The 20303-nt window shown below is 32.1% G+C and carries 20 protein-coding genes; 14 read left to right on the forward strand and 6 right to left on the reverse strand.

The features are described 5' to 3' along the window. Window positions 1–9: 9 nt before the first annotated feature. The 3 genes from BTO05_RS12740 to BTO05_RS12750 are packed head-to-tail and all read right to left on the reverse strand — an operon-like array spanning window position 10 to window position 1813. Entirely contained in the window at window positions 10–483 is a 474-nt protein-coding gene (locus BTO05_RS12740) for a type II secretion system protein GspG (protein WP_087493035.1), read from the reverse strand. Further along, window positions 483–1259: an anti-sigma factor domain-containing protein gene (locus tag BTO05_RS12745; protein WP_087493036.1), complete on the reverse strand. Its 777-nt coding sequence runs from the start codon at window positions 1257–1259 to the stop codon at window positions 483–485. Before BTO05_RS12745 ends, BTO05_RS12740 begins: the two co-directional genes overlap by 1 nt. Beyond that, window positions 1259–1813, reverse strand: coding sequence for an RNA polymerase sigma factor (locus tag BTO05_RS12750; protein WP_087493363.1), 555 nt, complete (start codon window positions 1811–1813; stop codon window positions 1259–1261). The genes BTO05_RS12745 and BTO05_RS12750 overlap by 1 nt, the downstream gene beginning before the upstream one ends. A 135-nt stretch (window positions 1814–1948) precedes the next feature. Between BTO05_RS12750 and BTO05_RS12755 the strand changes: the two genes are divergently transcribed. From BTO05_RS12755 to BTO05_RS12805, 11 genes are all read left to right on the forward strand, one after another. Next, a complete protein-coding gene (locus BTO05_RS12755) occupies window positions 1949–2461 on the forward strand; it encodes a fasciclin domain-containing protein (protein WP_087493037.1) in 513 nt (170 codons plus the stop codon). Between the two features lie 171 nt (window positions 2462–2632). Continuing rightward, the gene (locus tag BTO05_RS12760; protein ID WP_087493038.1) at window positions 2633–3169 is read left to right on the forward strand and encodes a nucleotide exchange factor GrpE; all 537 of its coding nucleotides are present in this window, start codon (window positions 2633–2635) and stop codon (window positions 3167–3169) included. Between the two features lie 32 nt (window positions 3170–3201). Then, window positions 3202–4314, forward strand: coding sequence for a molecular chaperone DnaJ (gene dnaJ, locus BTO05_RS12765; protein ID WP_087493039.1), 1113 nt, complete (start codon window positions 3202–3204; stop codon window positions 4312–4314). 216 nt (window positions 4315–4530) lie between these two features. Continuing rightward, on the forward strand, window positions 4531–5457 hold the full coding sequence (locus BTO05_RS12770) for an ABC transporter ATP-binding protein (protein WP_087493040.1): 927 nt from the start codon (window positions 4531–4533) through the stop codon (window positions 5455–5457). Window positions 5458–5461: 4 nt separating this feature from the next. Next, window positions 5462–6772: an ABC transporter permease gene (locus BTO05_RS12775; RefSeq protein ID WP_087493041.1), complete on the forward strand. Its 1311-nt coding sequence runs from the start codon at window positions 5462–5464 to the stop codon at window positions 6770–6772. After that, window positions 6757–7647 carry a mechanosensitive ion channel family protein gene (locus BTO05_RS12780; RefSeq protein ID WP_232459741.1) on the forward strand — a complete coding sequence of 297 codons (891 nt, stop codon included), beginning with the start codon at window positions 6757–6759 and terminating at the stop codon, window positions 7645–7647. Before BTO05_RS12775 ends, BTO05_RS12780 begins: the two co-directional genes overlap by 16 nt. After that, window positions 7644–8543, forward strand: coding sequence for a DUF6268 family outer membrane beta-barrel protein (locus BTO05_RS12785; protein WP_232459742.1), 900 nt, complete (start codon window positions 7644–7646; stop codon window positions 8541–8543). Before BTO05_RS12780 ends, BTO05_RS12785 begins: the two co-directional genes overlap by 4 nt. A 1-nt stretch (window position 8544) precedes the next feature. After that, window positions 8545–9708, forward strand: coding sequence for a sigma-54-dependent transcriptional regulator (locus BTO05_RS12790; RefSeq protein WP_087493042.1), 1164 nt, complete (start codon window positions 8545–8547; stop codon window positions 9706–9708). Window positions 9709–9720: 12 nt separating this feature from the next. Next, window positions 9721–10599 carry a PPK2 family polyphosphate kinase gene (locus BTO05_RS12795; RefSeq protein ID WP_087493043.1) on the forward strand — a complete coding sequence of 293 codons (879 nt, stop codon included), beginning with the start codon at window positions 9721–9723 and terminating at the stop codon, window positions 10597–10599. Beyond that, the gene (locus BTO05_RS12800) at window positions 10592–11992 is read left to right on the forward strand and encodes a M20/M25/M40 family metallo-hydrolase (RefSeq protein ID WP_087493044.1); all 1401 of its coding nucleotides are present in this window, start codon (window positions 10592–10594) and stop codon (window positions 11990–11992) included. Before BTO05_RS12795 ends, BTO05_RS12800 begins: the two co-directional genes overlap by 8 nt. Before the next feature lies 1 nt (window position 11993). Continuing rightward, the gene (locus BTO05_RS12805; protein ID WP_087493045.1) at window positions 11994–12569 is read left to right on the forward strand and encodes a hypothetical protein; all 576 of its coding nucleotides are present in this window, start codon (window positions 11994–11996) and stop codon (window positions 12567–12569) included. On the opposite strand, the gene lysA is transcribed toward BTO05_RS12805, so the two are convergent. After that, window positions 12566–13768, reverse strand: a complete 1203-nt coding sequence (gene lysA, locus BTO05_RS12810) for a diaminopimelate decarboxylase (protein WP_087493046.1) — start codon at window positions 13766–13768, stop codon at window positions 12566–12568. The two genes, BTO05_RS12805 and lysA, sit on opposite strands and share 4 nt — an antisense overlap. A 162-nt stretch (window positions 13769–13930) precedes the next feature. Here lysA and BTO05_RS12815 point away from each other — a divergent pair, with 162 nt between their 5' ends. The 3 genes from BTO05_RS12815 (at window position 13931) to sucC (ending at window position 19181) form a co-directional block, all read left to right on the forward strand. After that, window positions 13931–15523, forward strand: a complete 1593-nt coding sequence (locus BTO05_RS12815) for a hypothetical protein (protein ID WP_087493047.1) — start codon at window positions 13931–13933, stop codon at window positions 15521–15523. Window positions 15524–15527: 4 nt separating this feature from the next. Beyond that, window positions 15528–17885 (forward strand): hypothetical protein, encoded by a 2358-nt coding sequence (locus BTO05_RS12820; RefSeq protein WP_087493048.1) that lies wholly within the window; start codon window positions 15528–15530, stop codon window positions 17883–17885. A 105-nt stretch (window positions 17886–17990) separates the two neighbouring features. After that, window positions 17991–19181: an ADP-forming succinate--CoA ligase subunit beta gene (gene sucC / locus BTO05_RS12825; RefSeq protein WP_087493049.1), complete on the forward strand. Its 1191-nt coding sequence runs from the start codon at window positions 17991–17993 to the stop codon at window positions 19179–19181. A 31-nt stretch (window positions 19182–19212) separates the two neighbouring features. Here sucC and BTO05_RS12830 read toward each other — a convergent pair whose 3' ends face one another. Together BTO05_RS12830 and BTO05_RS12835 are read right to left on the reverse strand one after the other, a co-directional pair. Beyond that, complete coding sequence (locus BTO05_RS12830) at window positions 19213–19491, reverse strand: DUF1456 family protein (protein WP_087493050.1); 279 nt, start codon at window positions 19489–19491, stop codon at window positions 19213–19215. A 3-nt stretch (window positions 19492–19494) separates the two neighbouring features. Further along, window positions 19495–20298, reverse strand: coding sequence for an alpha/beta hydrolase (locus tag BTO05_RS12835; protein ID WP_087493051.1), 804 nt, complete (start codon window positions 20296–20298; stop codon window positions 19495–19497). Between the last annotated feature and the right edge of the window lie 5 nt (window positions 20299–20303).

The following is a 20303-nucleotide window of genomic DNA, read 5'->3' on the forward strand; positions in this document are numbered from 1 at the left end:
GTTTTTTGTTTATTTTGAAGAAATGTCATCTTTAGTTTCGAATTTTCCATCCTTACCAGCAGAAAATAATTCAAAGCTAGTGTTAGTAGAGTCAATGGAATAAAAATAAGGTCTTTTCCATTCATCTGTTAACCATTTTTTGTGAAGAGGTTTTGACTTAATCATTATTTCTATTGTTCTAGGAAGTGAATTGTATTCAGATTTCCATTGTATTATGTATTCTGAAATTTCGATTATTTCTTTTTTTGTCTTTTTAGGTTTTGAGTAATTGTCTGAATACCAGAGATATCCAAAAAAGAGAATTATAAGAGTTATAAATACTTTGAAAATAGTTTTTATAGATGGGCTTAAAAAATATTTTCGGAAGGTGCGTGATTTTCCATCTGCTTTTTCTAGTTTTTCTATTTTTCTTTGATGTTTAAAGTCAGAAAAATCAAGACCAAACCAAACTAAAATTTCAAGAAAAAATTCAAGTATTTTCATTAATCCAAATAAACATTACTAATCAAACGTTCAACTGTCGGGTGGTCATTTCCTCCAGCAGGCTCGATAGTAATATTTAGAGATTCAGCATTATTAATATAGGTCATTGCAATAAGTTCCTTATTTTTTGGAATAACGCCCATATCAATCATTTCGCCATCGACATCTGCCCACATTTGGTAGTCATGGTCAGCATCTAGTTGAGGTAATTTTTTTGTGTTAATTACTACTGATTTATTTTCGTGATTAACAAAACTTACAATTTTTGCTTCAGGAGATAATTTATTTCCCGTTAAAATATATTGCTCTGCATCTGGATTGGATAAAGCTGCATACCATTTACTAGCTTCATCATAATTTTTAGAGATTCCATTTAAATCTTCCTTCAATGCTTTATTCTGCTCACTAACTATTTGTAAATCATCTTTAACACTATTTAGTTCAGAATATAACCAAATTGAACCCAGTAAAAAGAAAGCGGCAAAACTGGCAGCAATACCTAGCCAAAATTTATTACTATTCGTAGATTCAGAAATAGTTTTATTATTTGAAGTCTTGATTTTAGATAATAACTGAGTTTTTAAATGACTTGGCAGATTTATAGCATTTTCAATACCCAAATTTTCAAAATCAGATTCTATTTCATCTAATCTTACTTTGATTTCAGTATCTGATACCAGTAACTTCTCGATGGATCCAACCTGTGTTGCATCGAGTTCGCCGAGCACATATTGCTCTAATAATCCATTTTCTAATAGTTCTTTCTTTGTCATCATCACATTACATCTATCATTAGTAACAAAAACACTACAATTCTAACATATGTTTTTCGAAGCTGTTTTAGAGCTTGCTGAACATAAGATTTAAATGTACCTAATGGAACATCCATTTCGATATGAGCTTCTCGATGAGTTAACCCATTAAAATAAACTAGTTCTATTGCCTTTTGGTGATGAGCTTCTAGTTTAGTTATAGCACCATTCAATTCTAAAAAATTGCGATTTACTGTTTCTGATTCTTCTTTATTATCATATACACTTAAATCATCGGTTTGGATGAGTATATTGTTCTTTCTCAGATAATTTAACACTTTGTTTTTCGCAATTCTGTATGCCCAAGTGTAAAAACGCCCTTTTTTGTTGTTATACTGATGCGATTTATCCCAAATAGTTATAAAGGTTTCTTGTAATAAATCTTGTGATAGTGCTTCATCACGAGTCATTTTAATAATTACACTATATAATGCACCCGAGTATTTATCATATAGTAATGATAATGCACGTTCTTCCTTAGCTTGAAGTTGTTTAATAAGTAGTGCGTCGTCTTGCATTAGTGTTAAAGATTTGCCAAAAGTATAGACTTGCTCATCCAGAGCAAACAAGGCTGTGTAAATATAAATGAAAGCACATCAAAACAAAAACATGTGCTCTAACATTTAACCAAAAAAATTTAAAACAAAAAAATTATGAAAAAGTTAGTATTCATTTTTAGTATGGTAGCAGCATTAACATTTAACACTGCCGCAACAGCACAAAAAACAATTGTAGATGTAGCTGTCGGTAACAAAGATTTCTCAACATTAGTAACTGCTTTGAAAGCAGCAGATTTGGTATCTGCCTTACAAGGAGATGGACCATTTACAGTATTTGCTCCAACAAATGCGGCATTCGGTAAAATTGATAAAGCAACATTAGGTAGTTTATTAGAACCAAAAAACAAGAAGGCATTAGCAAACATCTTAACTTATCATGTAGTTCCAGCTAAATTAATGGCTAGTGATGTAGTAGCGGCATTAAAAAAAGGTAATGGCAAAGTTGAAGTAAAAGGACTTAATGGACAAGTATTAACTGTTATGTCAAAAGATGGAAAGATTTGGATTAAAGACCAAAAAGGTAATTACAGTGAGATTGTAGCGACAGATGTAAAGGCAGATAATGGAGTAATCCACGTAATTAACACAGTAGTTATGCCTAACTAATATTTAGGAAAAACTGCTATGAAAAAGGAGAAGCACTTGCTGAAAAGCAGGTGCTTTTTTTTATGCTAGATATTTTGGAGAAAAAATATCTGTGACATTTTGACATTTTCTGAATATTGGCAGTACTTTTGCCATCTGTAAATCGAAGATTTAAAATTTAGTCTAAAAGCAATGGGCAAAAAAGATAAAAACCAAGAGGTCGAAGAACCTCAAATTGAAGCAACTGAAACAGAAACTGCTGAAGAAGAAGTACTAACTGTTGAAGAGCAATTACAAGAAGATTTAGCAAAAGAAAAAGATAAGTTTATGCGTCTTTTTGCTGAGTTCGAAAACTATAAAAAACGAACTACAAAAGAGCGTATTGAATTGTTTAAAACAGCCAGTCAGGACGTTATGGTGTCTATGCTACCGGTATTGGATGATTTTGAGCGTGCATTAATGCATATCGAAGAAGATAAAGAAGCTGAAGAATTACGTAAAGGTGTATTGTTAATTTACAATAAGTTGATTTCAACGTTAGAGCAAAAAGGTCTATCAAAAATTGAAATTAATCAAGGCGATGTGTTTAATGCTGATAATCACGAGGCAGTAACGCAAATACCAGCGCCAACTGAAGACTTAAAAGGAAAGATTATTGATGTAGTAGAGCGTGGATACAAACTGGGCGATAAAGTTATTCGCTTCCCGAAGGTAGTTATTGGTCAATAATTAAAACAATTTTGTTTTACTGAAAATACATTATGAAAGAAGATTATTACGACATATTAGGCGTTAACAAAAGTGCCTCAGCTGCAGAAATTAAAAAAGCATATCGAAAGATGGCTTTAAAATATCATCCAGATAAAAACCCTGATAATAAAGAAGCAGAAGAAAAGTTTAAAAAAGCTGCTGAAGCATATGAAGTTTTAAGTGATGCTGACAAAAAATCACGTTATGACCAATTTGGACACCAAGCTTTCGAAGGTGGTGCCGGTGGTTTCGGTGGTGGCGGTATGAATATGGATGATATATTCAGTCAGTTTGGCGATATTTTTGGAGGCGGCTTTGGTGGTGGTTTCGGCGGCTTTGGTGGCGGCGGACGTCGTGTTGTAAAAGGAAGTAATCTTCGTATACGTGTTACACTTACTTTAGAAGACATAGCTAACGGTGTCGAAAAAAAGATAAAAGTTAAGCGAAAAGTCCAAGCAGATGGTGTAACCTATAAAACATGTAGTACATGTAACGGACAAGGTCAAGTGACTAGAGTTACAAATACAATCCTGGGAAGAATGCAAACAGCCTCAGCTTGTCCAACATGTGGTGGAGCTGGTCAAAGTATAGACAAAAAACCTTCTGAAGCAGACGCTCAAGGATTAGTAGCTAAAGAGGAAACTGTAAGTGTCAAAATACCTGCTGGTGTTGTAGATGGAATGCAGCTTAAAGTTACAGGGAAAGGAAATGCAGCTCCAGGTGATGGAATGGCGGGTGATTTATTAGTCGCTATACAAGAAGAAAATCATGAGACTTTAAAGCGAGAAGGCGATAATTTACATTACGATTTGTATGTAAGCTTACCTGACGCAGTTTTAGGTTCTTCAATGGAAATAGATACAGTAACAGGTAAGGTACGTATCAAAATAGAACCAGGAGTTCAGTCTGGAAAGATTTTACGACTAAGAGGTAAAGGTATACCGAGTATTAATGGTTATGGTAAAGGAGATTTACTAGTTCATGTTAACGTTTGGACGCCAAAAACATTAAACAAAAAACAAAAAGATTTTTTTGAAGGTATGAGAGAAGATGAGCATTTTCAGCCAAAACCTGAAAGTTCAGATAAGTCCTTTTTCGAAAAAGTGAAGGATATGTTTTCTTAAAATTTAATCCTATATCATAAAAAATAGTATATTTGAATTATCGCTTGTGCTAACAGGCGATAATTTTTCTTTTTCATAGCAATTTTTTCCCATCCTTATTTAGTTATAAGGGTGGGTTTTGTTTTTTTATGCCTTTCTGTAATAGTTTATATTACTTTTAGTATTCCGTCTTACATTTAATATATTTACGTTTCTAAGAAAAATTCAAATTTATATATGAGTGATTTGTTGGTAGCTGATTCAGTTTCTAAAAATTTTGGAGATTTTAAAGCACTTAATAACGTATCCATTTCCGTTCCGAAAGGAAGTATTTTTGGGCTTCTTGGTCCTAATGGTGCAGGTAAAACCACCTTAATACGCATTATTAACCAAATAACTATGCCAGATGAAGGTAAAGTATTGTTAGATGGACAAGCTTTAAAACCGGAGCATATTAAGGATATTGGCTATTTGCCAGAAGAGCGAGGTTTGTACAAATCAATGAAAGTAGGTGAGCAAGCATTGTACCTAGCTCAGCTTAAAGGTATGTCTAAATCTGAAGCAAAAGCACAACTAAAATATTGGTTCGATAAGTTTGGGATTGGTGCTTGGTGGAACAAAAAAATTCAAGAATTAAGTAAAGGACAAGCACAAAAAATTCAATTTATAGTTACTGTTTTGCACCGTCCAAAATTGCTGATTTTTGATGAACCCTTTTCAGGATTTGACCCTATAAATGCAAATCTAATAAAAGATGAAATCCTAAAACTACGTGAAGATGGAGCTACTGTGATTTTTTCAACGCACCGTATGGAATCTGTAGAAGAGTTGTGTGACCACATTGCATTGATTCATAAATCTAATAAAGTATTAGATGGAAACCTTGTTGATATTAAACGACAATTTAAATCCAATACATTTGAGATTGGTTTACAATCAAATAATAAAGAAGCAGTTATCAAAGAAATCGAAAATATGTTTGAAGTTGCACCAGCGACCTTCAAGAATGTATATGATGATGTGAAGTTGAATGTAACAATTAAACCTGAAACTTCTCCTAACGAACTTTTGTCGTTCTTGACCTCAAAAGCAGAGGTCCATCATTTTGTAGAAGTCATTCCGTCTGCTAGTGATATTTTTATTCAAACTGTAAAAAACAATTAAGAGTATGAATCATCTTCCTCTTATCATAAAACGCGAGTATTTGACAAAGGTCAAGAATAAATCATTTATTATTATGACTTTTTTAAGTCCACTAATTATGATTGCTTTAATTAGCGTCGTGGCATATCTATCTCAATTAAATAAGGATAAAAAAAGAACGATTTCTATCCTTGATGAATCTGGACTTTTTTCCGAAATCTTTAAGGATACAGATAATACAACTTATAATTATATAATGGATTCTTCGGTTGAGGAAGCCAAAATAGTCGTTAAGGAAAAAGAACAATATGGTTTACTATATATATCTAATGGCGATTTAGAGACTGTTTCGAAGTCTGTCAAGTTTTATTCTGAAGACTCGCCTTCATTAACAATCATGTCTGGTTTGGAGAATAAGATAGAACGAAAACTACGAGAAGTAAAACTTATTTCTAATGGATTGGACATACAGCAAGTAGAAAACTCTAGAGCAAATATTAGTATTGCTCAAGAGAGTTTTGAAGGTTTGAAAAGTTCAAAAATTGATAATATTTTCAAATTAGCTTTTGGAGGAATTGCGGGTTATTTACTCTTTATGTTTATCATAATTTATGGTAATATGATAATGCGTAGTGTTATTGAGGAAAAAACAAGCCGAATAATTGAAGTTATCATATCTTCTGTAAAACCCATTCAATTAATGATGGGTAAAATTATTGGTACATCCTTAGCTGGTATTACTCAGTTTGCTATTTGGATAATTTTGTTGGGTGTTTTGACAACAATTTTGAGTGTTGTATTTAATATAGATTTAATGGCTGTGCAAACGCCACAGCAAGAAGTAATGCAACAAGCAATAGATAATCCTGCTTTGCAAAATGAAATAGCTTTAGCAGTACAATCTTTTCAGAATTTGCCTATTGCTAATTTAGTTATAGCATTTTTGTTATTTTTTATTGGTGGCTATTTGCTTTACAGTTCTTTGTATGCTGCGGTTGGAGCTGCTGTAGATAGTGAGACAGATACACAACAATTTATGCTTCCTATATTAATGCCACTAATTTTAGCGGTTTATGTTGGGGTCTTTACAGTCATTGATGATCCACACGGAACAGTATCAACGGTATTTTCTTTTGTACCTTTTACATCACCAGTAGTAATGCTTATGCGTATACCATTTGGGGTACCAATTTGGCAACAAATAGTTAGTTTATTAATCTTGATTGGTACATTTACATTCACCGTTTGGTTTGCAGCAAAAATATATCGTGTTGGTATATTGATGTACGGCAAGAAAGCGAGTTATAAAGAACTTTTTAAATGGTTAAGATATTAATGGTTGCTTTTAATCTTTTATTATCATTGACATCTATTTGGGATTCAATAAAATCTATATTAGATTTTGTTCTATATCATAATGATGAAAAAACAGTAACCATCACAGTCGGTTTTACTCTTTTTATTATCGGTCTGTTAGTATTGGCACGACTGGCTTTAATTTTCTTAAAACGTATAGTAACACGTAAGCTAAAAGCAGAGGATAAGCTTAAGTTTGTAAGTGTATTTTTATTTGCGCGATGGGTTATTTATGTTATAATTTTACTAATCGCATTTGATTCAATAGGCGTAAATGTTACTGCTATTTTTGCCGCTTCCGCAGCATTACTAGTAGGTGTTGGTTTGGCGCTTCAAACGTTTTTTCAAGATGTTATTTCTGGAATATTTATCCTCATAGATCAGTCTATTAATGTTGGTGATATTGTAGAGATAGATGGGAAAGTTGGTCGAGTTGAAGAAATTAAAATTCGTACGACAAGAGCAGTAACTATAGACAATAAAGTATTAGTTATTCCTAATCATAAATATTTGAGTTCTATTTTATATAATTGGACAGAAAATGGTTCTCTAACTAGAGAAAATATTGATATTGGTGTGGCGTATGGTAGTGATGTTAAATTAGTTAAGTCATTGCTTTTAGAAGTAGCGAAAAATCATGAGTCTATTTTAGATTATCCGGAACCTTTAGTGTTATTTACAGATTTTGGAGATAGTGCTTTGAAATTTAAATTAATTTTTACCCTAAATGATAGTTTTATAGCAGCAATACCTAAAAGTGATTTGCGATTCGAGATAGATAAAGTTTTTAGAGAAAACAATATTAGTATACCTTTTCCTCAACGAGACATTCATATTAAACAAAATAATAAATGAACTTAAAAAAGCTATCATTTAATTTTACAAAGTTCGTTTTAGTATGTTTCTTAGGATTTAGTTATTGTACTGTGAGTGCTCAACTTACAGATTTAGCAAGACTTGAGTATTCTTTTATACCAAGTAGTCAATCTGAAGATCAATATACTAGATTAAGAGCTTTATTAAATTATCCTATTAAAATTAAAGATGATAATTACCTTATAGTTGGTGCAGAGTACAATAGAATTTTACTAAACTTAGAGGAAGATTATCCATTTGATACATCGGCTTTAAATATTTTAAATATTATTGATTTTAACTTAGGTTATACGTTTAAGGTTAGTGAAAATTGGCGCTTTGGGCTAAAAATTAACCCTCGAATAGCTTCAACTTTAAATGGTAAAATTACAGGAGATGATTTATTTCTAAATGGTGGTGTTTTTGTTATAAATGATAGAACTGACGCCAAAGATATTAAGAGGCCATATAGACTTATTTTAGGGTTAACATATAACACCACAGTAGGTTTACCAATACCATTACCTTTTGTTAATTATTATAGACGTATTAATGATAATTGGTCTTTTGTAGCTGGTGTTCCAAAATCTAATCTAAAATACTATTTTACAGAAGACAGTATTTTACAAATATTTGCCTCATTAGATGGCTATTTTGCTAACTTACAGGAGCCTACAACCATTGCTGGCCAACAAGCAGACAATATATCACTATCGGTAGCTGTTGGAGGAATTGGTTACGAATATTGCTTTACAAAACATTTGGTAGGATATTTGTATTCTGGTTATACGTTTAGACTAGACAATAGATTTAGAAATGCAGATAGAGATGAAATTTTTCAATTGAATCAGCGTAATGCTTTTTATCTAAGAACAGGAATAAAATTTAAAATATAATATGCAACATATACTAATTATAGAAGATGAAGCGGCGATTCGCCGAGTTTTGGTAAAGATTCTCTCTGAAGAAAGTGATACCTATGCTGTCGAAGAAGCTGAAGACGGTTTGGTAGGTATAGAAAAAATAAAAAAGAAGGATTACGACCTAGTACTTTGTGATATCAAAATGCCAAAAATGGATGGTGTAGAGGTTTTAGAAGCTGCTAAAAAGATTAAACCTGAAACTCCGATGGTTATGATTTCAGGTCATGGTGATTTAGATACTGCTGTAAATACAATGCGTTTAGGTGCTTTTGATTATATATCAAAACCACCAGATTTAAATAGATTACTAAATACAGTACGTATTGCATTAGACAGAAAAGAATTGGTTGTAGAGAATAAACGCCTAAAAAAGAAAGTATATAAAAAATATGAAATGATAGGCGATAGCCCAGCTATTGAACGTATAAAAGATATGATTGATAAGGTTGCGCCAACCGATGCGCGTGTATTAATTACTGGTCCAAACGGAACAGGAAAAGAATTGGTTGCGCATTGGTTACATCAAAAAAGTGAGCGTAGTAAAGGTCCAATGATAGAGGTTAATTGTGCTGCAATACCTAGTGAGTTGATTGAGAGTGAATTATTTGGGCATGTAAAAGGTGCATTTACATCAGCAGCAAAAGACCGTGCTGGTAAATTTGAAGCTGCAAATGGTGGAACAATTTTCTTAGATGAAATCGGGGATATGAGTCTTTCGGCGCAAGCCAAAGTATTACGTGCTTTACAAGAAAGTCGTATACAACGTGTTGGTAGTGATAAGGATATAAAAGTAGACGTTCGCGTTGTAGCTGCAACGAATAAAGATTTAAAAAAGGAAATTGCTGACGGAAAATTCAGAGAAGATTTATACCATAGACTTGCTGTAATTCTTATTGAAGTGCCAGCGCTAAATGATAGACGAGAAGATATTCCATTATTGATTTCTCATTTTGCTAAAAAGATATCTGAAGAGCAAGGTAATGCTGGTAAAACATTCTCTGACAAAGCAGTAAAATTACTTCAGAATTACGATTGGACAGGGAATATTAGAGAGCTCCGTAATGTAGTTGAGCGACTTATAATTCTTGGAGAAAAAGAAGTTAGCGAATCAGATGTAAAATCGTTTGCTTCAAAATAAAAGTTTATTATCATGAGAGACATATCCATAGACGAATTTAAAGTTTCACCTCAGATTAAGATTAAAAATCTTCCAACTGCATATGATTTAGAGGCAGAAGAAAAAGAGATTGAGAAAAAGATGAATAAACTCAGCAAAAAGTTGGGTGACATTCAGAACACCATGTATGCTCATGGAAAATATTCAGTTTTGATGTGTATTCAAGGTATGGATACTGCAGGAAAAGACAGTCTTATACGAGAGGTTTTTAAAGAGTTTAATGTTAGGGGAATTGAGTCTCATAGCTTTAAAAAACCTACAGATATTGAACTTAAGCATGACTATTTATGGAGGCACTATATTGCTTTACCTGCTCGTGGTAAGTTTGGGATATTTAATAGAACGCATTATGAAAATGTACTGGTGACTCGAGTTCATCCTAATTACTTAATGTATGAGAATATGCCTGATATCCAGTCTGTAGATGATGTTACTGATGCCTTTTGGGAACGCCGTTTTCAAGAAATCAATAATTTCGAAAAACACATTGCAGATAATGGTACTATTATTTTCAAATTCTTTTTAAACTTGTCTAAAGATGAACAAAAAAACAGGTTGTTACGTCGTCTGAATAGGCCTGATAAAAACTGGAAATTTGAAGCAGGCGATTTAAAAGAGCGAAAGCTTTGGGATAAATATCAAGATTGTTATGAAGCTGTTTTAAACAACAGCTCAAAAGAACATGCGCCTTGGTTTAATATTCCTGCAGATGATAAACCAACAGCAAGATATATAGTAGCCAAAATATTATATGATACACTAAAGCAATACAATGATATTGTAGAGCCTGTAATGCCATCTGACGAAAAAGAAAATATAAATCTTTATAAATCTCAATTAGAAAATGAATAAAGTATTAGTGCTATTAATATCTGTGTTTTGTGTTTCAATTTACGCTCAAAACGACGAGGCCACAATCAAAAATATCTACAAGCAATCACTAACTAATGGACAAAGCTACACATGGCTCGATTATTTATCTAACAACATTGGAGGTCGTTTATCAGGTTCTCAAAATGCAGCGTTAGCGGTTGAGTATACTAAAAATGAACTTGAAAAATTAGGTTTAGATAAAGTCTGGTTACAACCTGTAATGGTGCCAAAATGGGTTAGAGGTAACAAAGAAATGGCATATTTCGAAACTGAATCAGGTATTAAGAAAGTAAATATTTGTGCTTTAGGAGGTTCTGTAGCTACACCAAATGGAGGTACAAAAGCAAAAGTAATTGAAGTAGCTACTTTTGAAGATTTAGCCGGTTTAGGAGAAGCACAGATAAAAGGTAAAATTGTATTTATAAATAGAGCACTTCAAGCAGATCTTATTAATACGTTTGAAGCTTACGGCGGTTGCTCTGCTGAGCGCTATCGTGGTGCTTCAGAAGCAGCAAAATATGGAGCTGTTGGTACTATTGTACGTTCACTAAGTTCAAAGCAAGATGATTACCCACATACAGGTAGTATGGGCTATGGAGATTTACCAGTTTCTCAACGTATTCCATCTGCTGCAATTAGTACTAATGATGCTGTAGCATTAAGCGAAGCCTTGAAAGAGAATCCTGATTTAGAGTTTTACTTTGAACAAAGTTGTCAGCAATTTGATGACGTTCTATCTCATAATGTTATAGGAGAAATTATTGGAAGTGAGTTCCCGGACGAGTATATGATTGTTGGCGGCCATCTAGATTCTTGGGATTTAGGTGATGGTTCTCACGATGATGGTGCTGGTGTAGTACAATCTATGGAAGTATTACGTTTGCTTAAAGAAAGCGGTATAAAACCAAAACGTAGTATAAGAGTTGTATTATTTATGAATGAAGAAAATGGCTTACGTGGTGGTAGAAAATATGCAGAGGTAGCTGCTGAGAAAGGTGAGAATCACATTTTTGCACTAGAAAGTGATTCCGGTGGATTTACACCAAGAGGTTTTAGTTTCGATTGTAGTGAAGGTAATTTAGCACAAATAGAGCAGTGGAGAAGTTTGTTTAAACCTTATTTAATTCACTTTTTTGAAAAAGGATATAGTGGTGCTGATATTAGACCTTTAAAAAATGATAATATTGTTTTGGCAGGTTTACGACCAGATTCTCAACGTTATTTTGACCACCATCATGCGGCAAATGATACTTTTGAACATGTCAATAAGCGAGAGCTCGAACTTGGTGCTGCAACCATGACATCACTTGTGTATTTTTTTGATAAGTACGGTGTTAATCAAATACAGAATGAGAAACAAATAAAAGATTAGTATGAAAAAATATTTCATTTTAATAGCTTTAGTATTCTGTTCTTTCGTCTATTCTCAAGAAGATCTAAAAGATAGTTTACCCTATTTTGAAGTTCCAGAATACGCTAAAGAATTTACAGCAGGTACAATGGCGGCACGTATGGTTGATGCTTTAGGTTTTCGTTTTTATTGGGCGTCTAAGGATTTGACCGAAAAGGATTTAGTCTATAAGCTTAATACTGATGGACGTTCCACCGAGGAAACTATCAATCATATTTACGATTTGTCTAAAATCATTGTTAATTCTACTTTAAAAAAAGCAAACTCAAGGGACGATGAATCTGAAATGACTTATAACGAAAAACGAGTTGCCACCTTAAAAAATCTAAAAAAAGCTGCAGATATTTTACGAATTAGTGACGATATTTCTGAATTCAAAATTATTTTTGGAGAACAAAAAATTCCGTTTTGGAATCAAGTAAATGGACCTATTGCTGATGCCATTTGGCATTGTGGGCAGATTGCAGTTTATAGAAGAGCAACAGAAAATCCAATTAACTCAAAAGTGAATCATTTTACAGGTAAGGTTGGAAATTAAAATTCAATTTCTACTTGATTATTTATAATGTCATTGAAAGTTTCACGCTTTCTAATCAAATTAGCTTTTCCTTTATGGATTAATACCTCAGCTGGTCTGTAGCGTGAATTATAATTACTGGCCATTGTAAAGCAATATGCACCTGCATTTTTAAAACATAGAATATCACCTTCATTTATTTCGGATATACGCCTGTTGTTTGCAAATGTATCCGTCTCGCAGATATAACCAACAATGGAGTAAAAGCGCTCACGGCCATCAGGGTTTGAAATATTAATTATTTCGTGTTGTGAGCCATATAACATAGGTCTAATCAGATGATTAAAACCAGAGTCGATTTGCGCAAATACAGTGGATGTTGTTTGTTTCACAACATTTACTTTTGCTAAAAAGACTCCAGCTTCACTCACTAAAAATTTCCCAGGCTCAAAAGCCAAGGTTAATTCTCTTCCATAGCTAGTGCAAAACTCATTAAAGCGTTTAGATAATTTTTCACCTAATTCTTCTATGTTTGTTTCTATATCTCCTTCTTTATAAGGTACTTTAAATCCAGATCCAAAATCTATAAATTCTAAGTTCCTAAAATTTTGTGAAGTTTCAAATAATATTTCACTTGCATAGAGAAATACGTCAATATCTAAAATATCACTACCGGTATGCATGTGAATACCATTAATATTCATTCCTGTATTTTCAACGATACGCAACAAAAGTGGTATTTGATGGATAGAAATACCAAATTTACTATCGATATGTCCTACAGATATATTTGTATTACCTCCAGCCATCACATGAGGATTGATTCGAATACAAACAGGAACATTTGGATGCTTTGTTCCAAACTGTTCTAGGATAGAGAGATTGTCAATATTGATTTGAACACCAAGTTCTGCAACGGTTTCTATTTCTTGTAAAGAAACTCCGTTTGGGGTAAATATTATAGATTCTGGCTTAAATCCAGCTTTTAATCCTAATTGTACCTCTTGTATCGAAACAGTATCTAAACCAGAGTTTAGAGAGTTAAACAATTTAAGTATCGAAATATTTGAAAGGGCTTTCGCTGCATAGTTTAATTTTAAATTATTTACGCTTGCAAATGCATTTTTAAGTCTATTGTATTGACTGATTATTTTTTCAGAATCATATACGTAGATTGGACTACCAAATTTCTCGACTATTTCTATTTGTTTTTTTTGCATTATAGATAAACTTCTTCTCCCAAAAATATTTTATCTTTTTAGTTTCTCTCATTTTTTTAATCAAAAAATCATATTTTAAACAATATGTAAATTATTTAACAAATGATTTTGGTGTGATTTTTGATGTGTATTATATGTATTTTCTTTCGAACAAACCATCATATGCAAAAAAAAATTGTTTTAACCGTACTGTATTTTTTAACCATATTCTTAAGCTTTTCGCAGCAAGAATTAAAAATTGAAATAGTAGATGCTGATACAAAAGAACCTATTTCCTTTGCGACTGCATTGTTTAAAGAGACCTCTAGAGGTGTTATTGCAGATTATGATGGCGGTATTAGAATTCCATTTATAAATATCGAAAACACACCTGATTTAATTATTACGGCATTAGGTTATACTGATTTAGAAGTGTCCTGTAAGACTCTAAATATTAATGAAATTAATAGAATAGAAATGATGCCTCAGGCTGAGTCGTTAGATGTTGTTATTTTGAATGTGACAAAAAAGGATAGGCAAAAAGCATTCAATGTCAATAGATTAATAAAGGATAATAAAAAAATATTGGGTAAAAAAATTGTTGAAAAAGCAATTAACAGAATAACCTATAACCTAGATGATAAACCTCATTCCATTATTGGTTATTACAGAGATTACCAAATAGTCAATGACGAATATTTTAACCTAATCGAGGGTATTGTCGAACAATATGATGCTGGTATAAAGACAAATAAAATTACTGATGTAAATAATAAAAATGCTATTTACTCGCTTAAAAAAAATCCTGAATTTAAATCAAGTAACAGGTATGCTAAGGCTTATGATGGCGAAAGTAAGTATGTGCAAAATGCAGATTTATTAGGTTTTGGTGGTAATGAATTAAGCATACTAAATGTACATAATCCGATACGTAATTTTAATCTGAATAGCTTTTCTTATGTATACAAATTCATAGAAAATTTTATTCCAAATCATGAGTTTGCAAAAGAAGGTTTTGTGTTTGACGAAGATAATCCGATTGTAAATATTTCTTTTACTACCCTAACTAATCAACGAAAAGGAGTCCAACAAAGAATACAAGGTACCACCAAAGCCGAAAAATTTAAAGTTTCTGGTATTATTTCAATTTCGCTTAGAGATTATGCTATTCATGGATTTAGTTACACCATGTTTGATTATAAGCAGAGAAATCCTTTGTTCACCGTTAAGATAGAATACAAGAAAATGCAGGATAAAATGTATTTAAATTACATATCGTTTAATAATAGATTTGTTGTCACAGATGAGTTTGTTTTTAAAGAAGAAAAAGTAACATATGATAAAGAAAATGAGTGCTTCGAAGTTTTATTTAATAATGACGTAAATAATCAAAAAATTAATAAACGAAATTTTAAAATAAGGTACAAAAACAAAAAAGTCATAATAAAATCGGTTGAACAAATGAGTTCCAAAAAAGTAAAGGTATTTATTAACGATTTTGATAAATCCCTATCAGAATTGTATGATGATGATATGAGTGAGATAACTTTTATAATAAAAAATATAGAAGATGTTGATGGGAGAGATATTTATAAATCAAGAGAGGTTGCTGCGTATCAGTTTCGAGAGTTTTTTTCACAAGAAATTTTTAAAGATAAAAAGATAGATGCTAATTTAAAATTCACTTCAAAAGTAGAGCCTTTGCTTTATGCACCCTCAAATACTTTAAAAAACACTAAACCCTACATTGTAAACACACCATTGAAAAACAAATAAAAATATGAGGTTATTTATTCTATTTTTTCTACTTATTTCTTCGGTAAATGCACAGTCCACTTTTCAGAATATAGAATATAATTTTGAAGATTTTGCTGAATTACCTAGGGAGCAGATTTATACGCATATTAATAAGTCAACTTTTATCACTGGCGAATATATTTGGTTTAAAACTTATGCAATATCAAGGGACACAAAGGAAACCTCAACACGCACATCTAATATTTATTGTGTCTTAACTGATAATGAAGATAAAGTGATTTCGCAAAAAATGATAATGGGTATAAATGGTGTATCTAATGGTCAAATAGCTACGGATAGTACTTTTAAATCTGGAGATTATACATTAAAAACATATACCAATTGGACTAATAATTTTAAAGATGAATATGTTCATTACCAAGCCAAAATAAAGATTATAAATCCGCTTGAAAAAAGCTTTGATAAATCCTTAAAATCTAATAAAACTATCGATCTGCAACTGTTACCTGAAAGTGGGCACTTTTTGGCAAATGTAAATAATAAGGTAGGCATAATAGCCAAAGATAGCTTGGGAAGAGCAGTATCAGATCTACGTGTTAGATTGTTCAAAAATGAAACGCAAATTTCAGAAATAACGCTAAACGACAAGGGAATTAATATATTTGAAGTTACACCTGATAAAAGCAGCAATTATAGTGCAAAATATAGCTATGGTGGTACTGATTTCATTGTTGGGTTTCCTGAAACTGATTTTCAAGGAGTTTTGCTACATTTTGATAATAAAGAAGAGTTGAAAGTAGAAATTAAAACAAATCCTAATACACTTTCAATTATAAAGAGACAACCTTTTAAACTTACTATTCATAATAGCGTAGATCTTATTAGCTATGAATTTAATTTTCAAGATAATTTGAATCAACAGTTTAAATTATCCAAAGCGGATTTATTTTCAGGAATTAATATCATTACACTTTTTGATTCACAAGGTAAGGCTATTGCTGAACGTATGATTTTTAATTATGATGGATTAGACATTTCAACGATTGAAAACAAAATTATTAACAAAAAGAATGATAGTATAGAAATAAAACTACCTTTTAAAAAATTGATAAATACAGACTTTAGTAGTCTAAGCGCTTCGGTTTTACCATCAGAAACTAAATCATATAATCATCATGAGAATTTATTATCCTCAATTCTATTAAGTCCTTATATAAGAGGCGCTATAGAAAATGCTAATTATTATTTCAATGATATAAGCAAAGAGAAAAAAATTGAGTTGGATAACTTATTATTAACTCAAGGTTGGAGTAGATATGACTGGCAAACTATTTTTAATAATCCACCCGAAATGACTGAAGAGTTCGAATACGGAATTAATTATAGATTATCATCGAATTCTGATAAGAATGAAACATTTTTAATCTATCCTAACTTCAATACAAAGTCAGAGATATTAGAGATTCCTCCAAATCAGTTTGTGGAAAAAGTTGGTTTCTTTCCAATAAATGACGAGAAACTAAGAATCGGTAAACGAGAAAAGAATAGTTTAATAGGTAAGTCTAATCTCGTTGTTGATTTTTATCCAAACAGAATTCCTGAATTAAACTCTACAGAAGAGTCAATATCTACCTTTAATTCAAATCAGCTCACAAATCAAATAGCTTACGAGCCTCTTACCAGCTTAGATAATCTACAGAAGTTAGATGAAGTCAAGATTGTAAAAACTAAAGAGTACACACGTATTGAGAAACTACAAAATAAGACGCTAGGAAAGATATTCGATTTTGACGAAGATATGAAACGCAGCTATAGAACTTTTGCTCAGTTTATAAGTTCACACGGTTATTATGTTGAGAATATTAAAGGCGTAAGAGGAGAAAATACACCGGGTATAACTACATTTATTATAGAAACAAGAAATCCAGTATCTATAAATGGCACCAAAGAGCCAAGGATTTTTTTAAATGGCGCTTACTTGGTTGACTATAACTTTTTAAATGAGTTTAGTATGCGAGATGTTGATTATGTAGAGGTCAATAAAGGAGGAATTGGTGAAGGTATAAGAGCAGGAGCAGGTGTTATTAGAATATATACAGATACAAACAAAAAGCCACCACTTACTCCAAAAATTTCTTTCTCTGAATATAATATTCCTTTAAGTTATAATCAGCCAAAACAATATTATGCTCCAAAATTTAAATCAAACCAAAGTCAGTTCTTTAAAGAATATGGAGTTATAGACTGGCAACCAAATCTAAAAGTCAAAAATGGCTTTATAACGTTCAAAATACCAACTCAAAATTATCCCATTAAGATTTTTATTGAAGGTGTAGTAAAGACAAAATCTTTAGTTTCTGAGATAATTGAGATTAATTAGTTATTTACTTTTTGATGATTAATAATCATAAATCTTAATTAAAAACAATTTGAGAAACGTATAACTATCCTTATTTTTGCGCAACGAATAAATTTCTGACAACAAATGAATTTACACGAATATCAAGGAAAAGAATTATTGAGTAGTTTCGGCGTACGTATCCAACGTGGTATAGTAGCACAAACTGCTGACGAAGCAGTTGATGCTGCAAAAAAATTAACTGAAGAAACTGGTACAGGATGGCACGTTATCAAGGCGCAAGTTCATGCTGGTGGACGTGGAAAAGGTGGTGGCGTAAAGCTGGCTAAAAATCTTGACGAAGTTAAAAGTATCGCTGGAGATATTATCGGTATGGATTTGGTAACACCTCAAACTTCGGCAGAAGGAAAGCGTGTACACCAAGTTCTCGTTGCAGAAGATGTGTATTACCCAGGTGATAACGAACCAGAAGAATATTACATGTCAGTACTTTTAAATAGAGGTACAGGTAAGAATATGATTATGTATTCTACTGAAGGTGGTATGGATATCGAAACTGTAGCAGAAGAAACACCTCATTTAATTTTTACAGAAGAAATAGACCCTGCATTAGGGTTATTAGGTTTTCAAGCTAGACGTGTAGCATTTAACTTAGGTTTATCAGGTACAGCTTTTAAGGAAATGACAAAGTTTGTTTCTGCACTGTATACAGCTTATGTAAAGTCAGATGCTGCTTTATTTGAAATTAATCCAGTTTTAAAAACTAGTGATGATAAAATAATGGCTGTAGATTCTAAAGTTACTTTAGATGGTAATGCTTTATTTAGACACAAGGATTTAGCTGCTTTAAGAGATAAACGAGAAGAAAACCCAGTAGAGGTTGAAGCTGGAGAACATGGTTTAAATTATGTTGATCTTGACGGAAACGTTGGTTGTATGGTTAACGGTGCTGGTTTAGCAATGGCAACCATGGATTTAATTAAGCAAGCAGGCGGAGAACCAGCTAACTTCTTAGATGTTGGTGGTACTGCAGATGCAGCTCGTGTAGAAATTGCTTTTGAACTTATTTTAAGAGATCCAGCTGTAAAAGCTATTTTAATCAATATTTTTGGTGGTATCGTACGTTGTGATCGTGTAGCACAAGGTGTAATTGATGCTTATAAAAATATGGGTAATATCAATGTGCCAATAATTGTACGCTTACAAGGTACAAATGCAGATATCGCTAAGAAACTAATTGATGACTCTGGCTTAGACGTTATGAGTGCAACTGAGTTCCAAGAAGCTGCAGATAAAGTACAGAAAGTTTTAGGTTAAGCTAAATATTATACATTTTAAAAAGAGCAACTTAATCGTTGCTCTTTTTATTTGGTTTATTTTGAGATTTCTTCTCTCCTTTCTTAGGCATTGGACCTCTTAGATGAATAATAAGTCCATTAAGAAAGTTTCTGAGAATTTGATCGCCGCATTCCATATACTTTGGATGGTCTTCATTTCTGAAAAAAGCGTTAAGCTCACTTTTAGAGATTCTAAAATCTACAAGAGCTAAAATTTTGACCATATCATCATCTCTTAATTTATGAGCAACTCTTATCTTTTTAAATATATCGTTATTAGTTAAAGCCATAGTTTAATTATTTATCCAAAGATAGGCATCTCCAAAATGAGAACCCCAAAATTCTTCATTATGTTTTCCACCTTCAATGATAATATTTTTAATCTGATTATCTTTGATTCCTTTGTTTTTAAGTAGCCTAACCATTCGTTTTTGATTAGGCACCATACTTTCTCCTTCTTCTGTACCTACAAGGAAATAAAACTTTTTAGTATCAGAAATCTCAGATGTTTCTACAAGACTATAAATCTCCTCGTTTATCCAAAAAGACGGAGAGAAAACACCTGCTTTACCAAAGGTATCTGGAAACTTAATGACACCATAAAAAGAGATTAATCCACCTAGTGAAGCTCCAAAAAGAGTGGTGTTTTCTGCGTTTTTGATAGTTCGGTAGGTAATATCGATATGAGGCTTTAAGGTATTTTTTATAAAAGTTAAATATTTATCACCTTGACCACCACCGTATTTTTCATGGGTGTAAGGTGTTAGTTCATCAATACGCTTTTCATTACCATGTTCGATACCAACTATAATACTTTGATTACTGATTAGTCCATCAAGAAACTCATCTACTTTCCATTCACCAACGTAAGAGGTTTCATTATCAAATAAATTTTGAGCATCATGCATATATATGACAGGATAGGATTTATTCGATTTTTGATAATCTTTAGGTAAATAAATCCATATTTTCCTTGACGTTTCAAGTTGAGGACATGCAATGGTGAAACTTTCAACTTGCTTTGAGGCAGTACTTTGAGCTTTAATATCTTTTGATAAAATAATCAGCAACACTACATAAATAAGCTTGTATTTCATACAAT

Origin of the sequence: Winogradskyella sp. PC-19, from assembly GCF_002163855.1 — a bacterium.
Lineage (GTDB): Bacteria > Bacteroidota > Bacteroidia > Flavobacteriales > Flavobacteriaceae > Winogradskyella.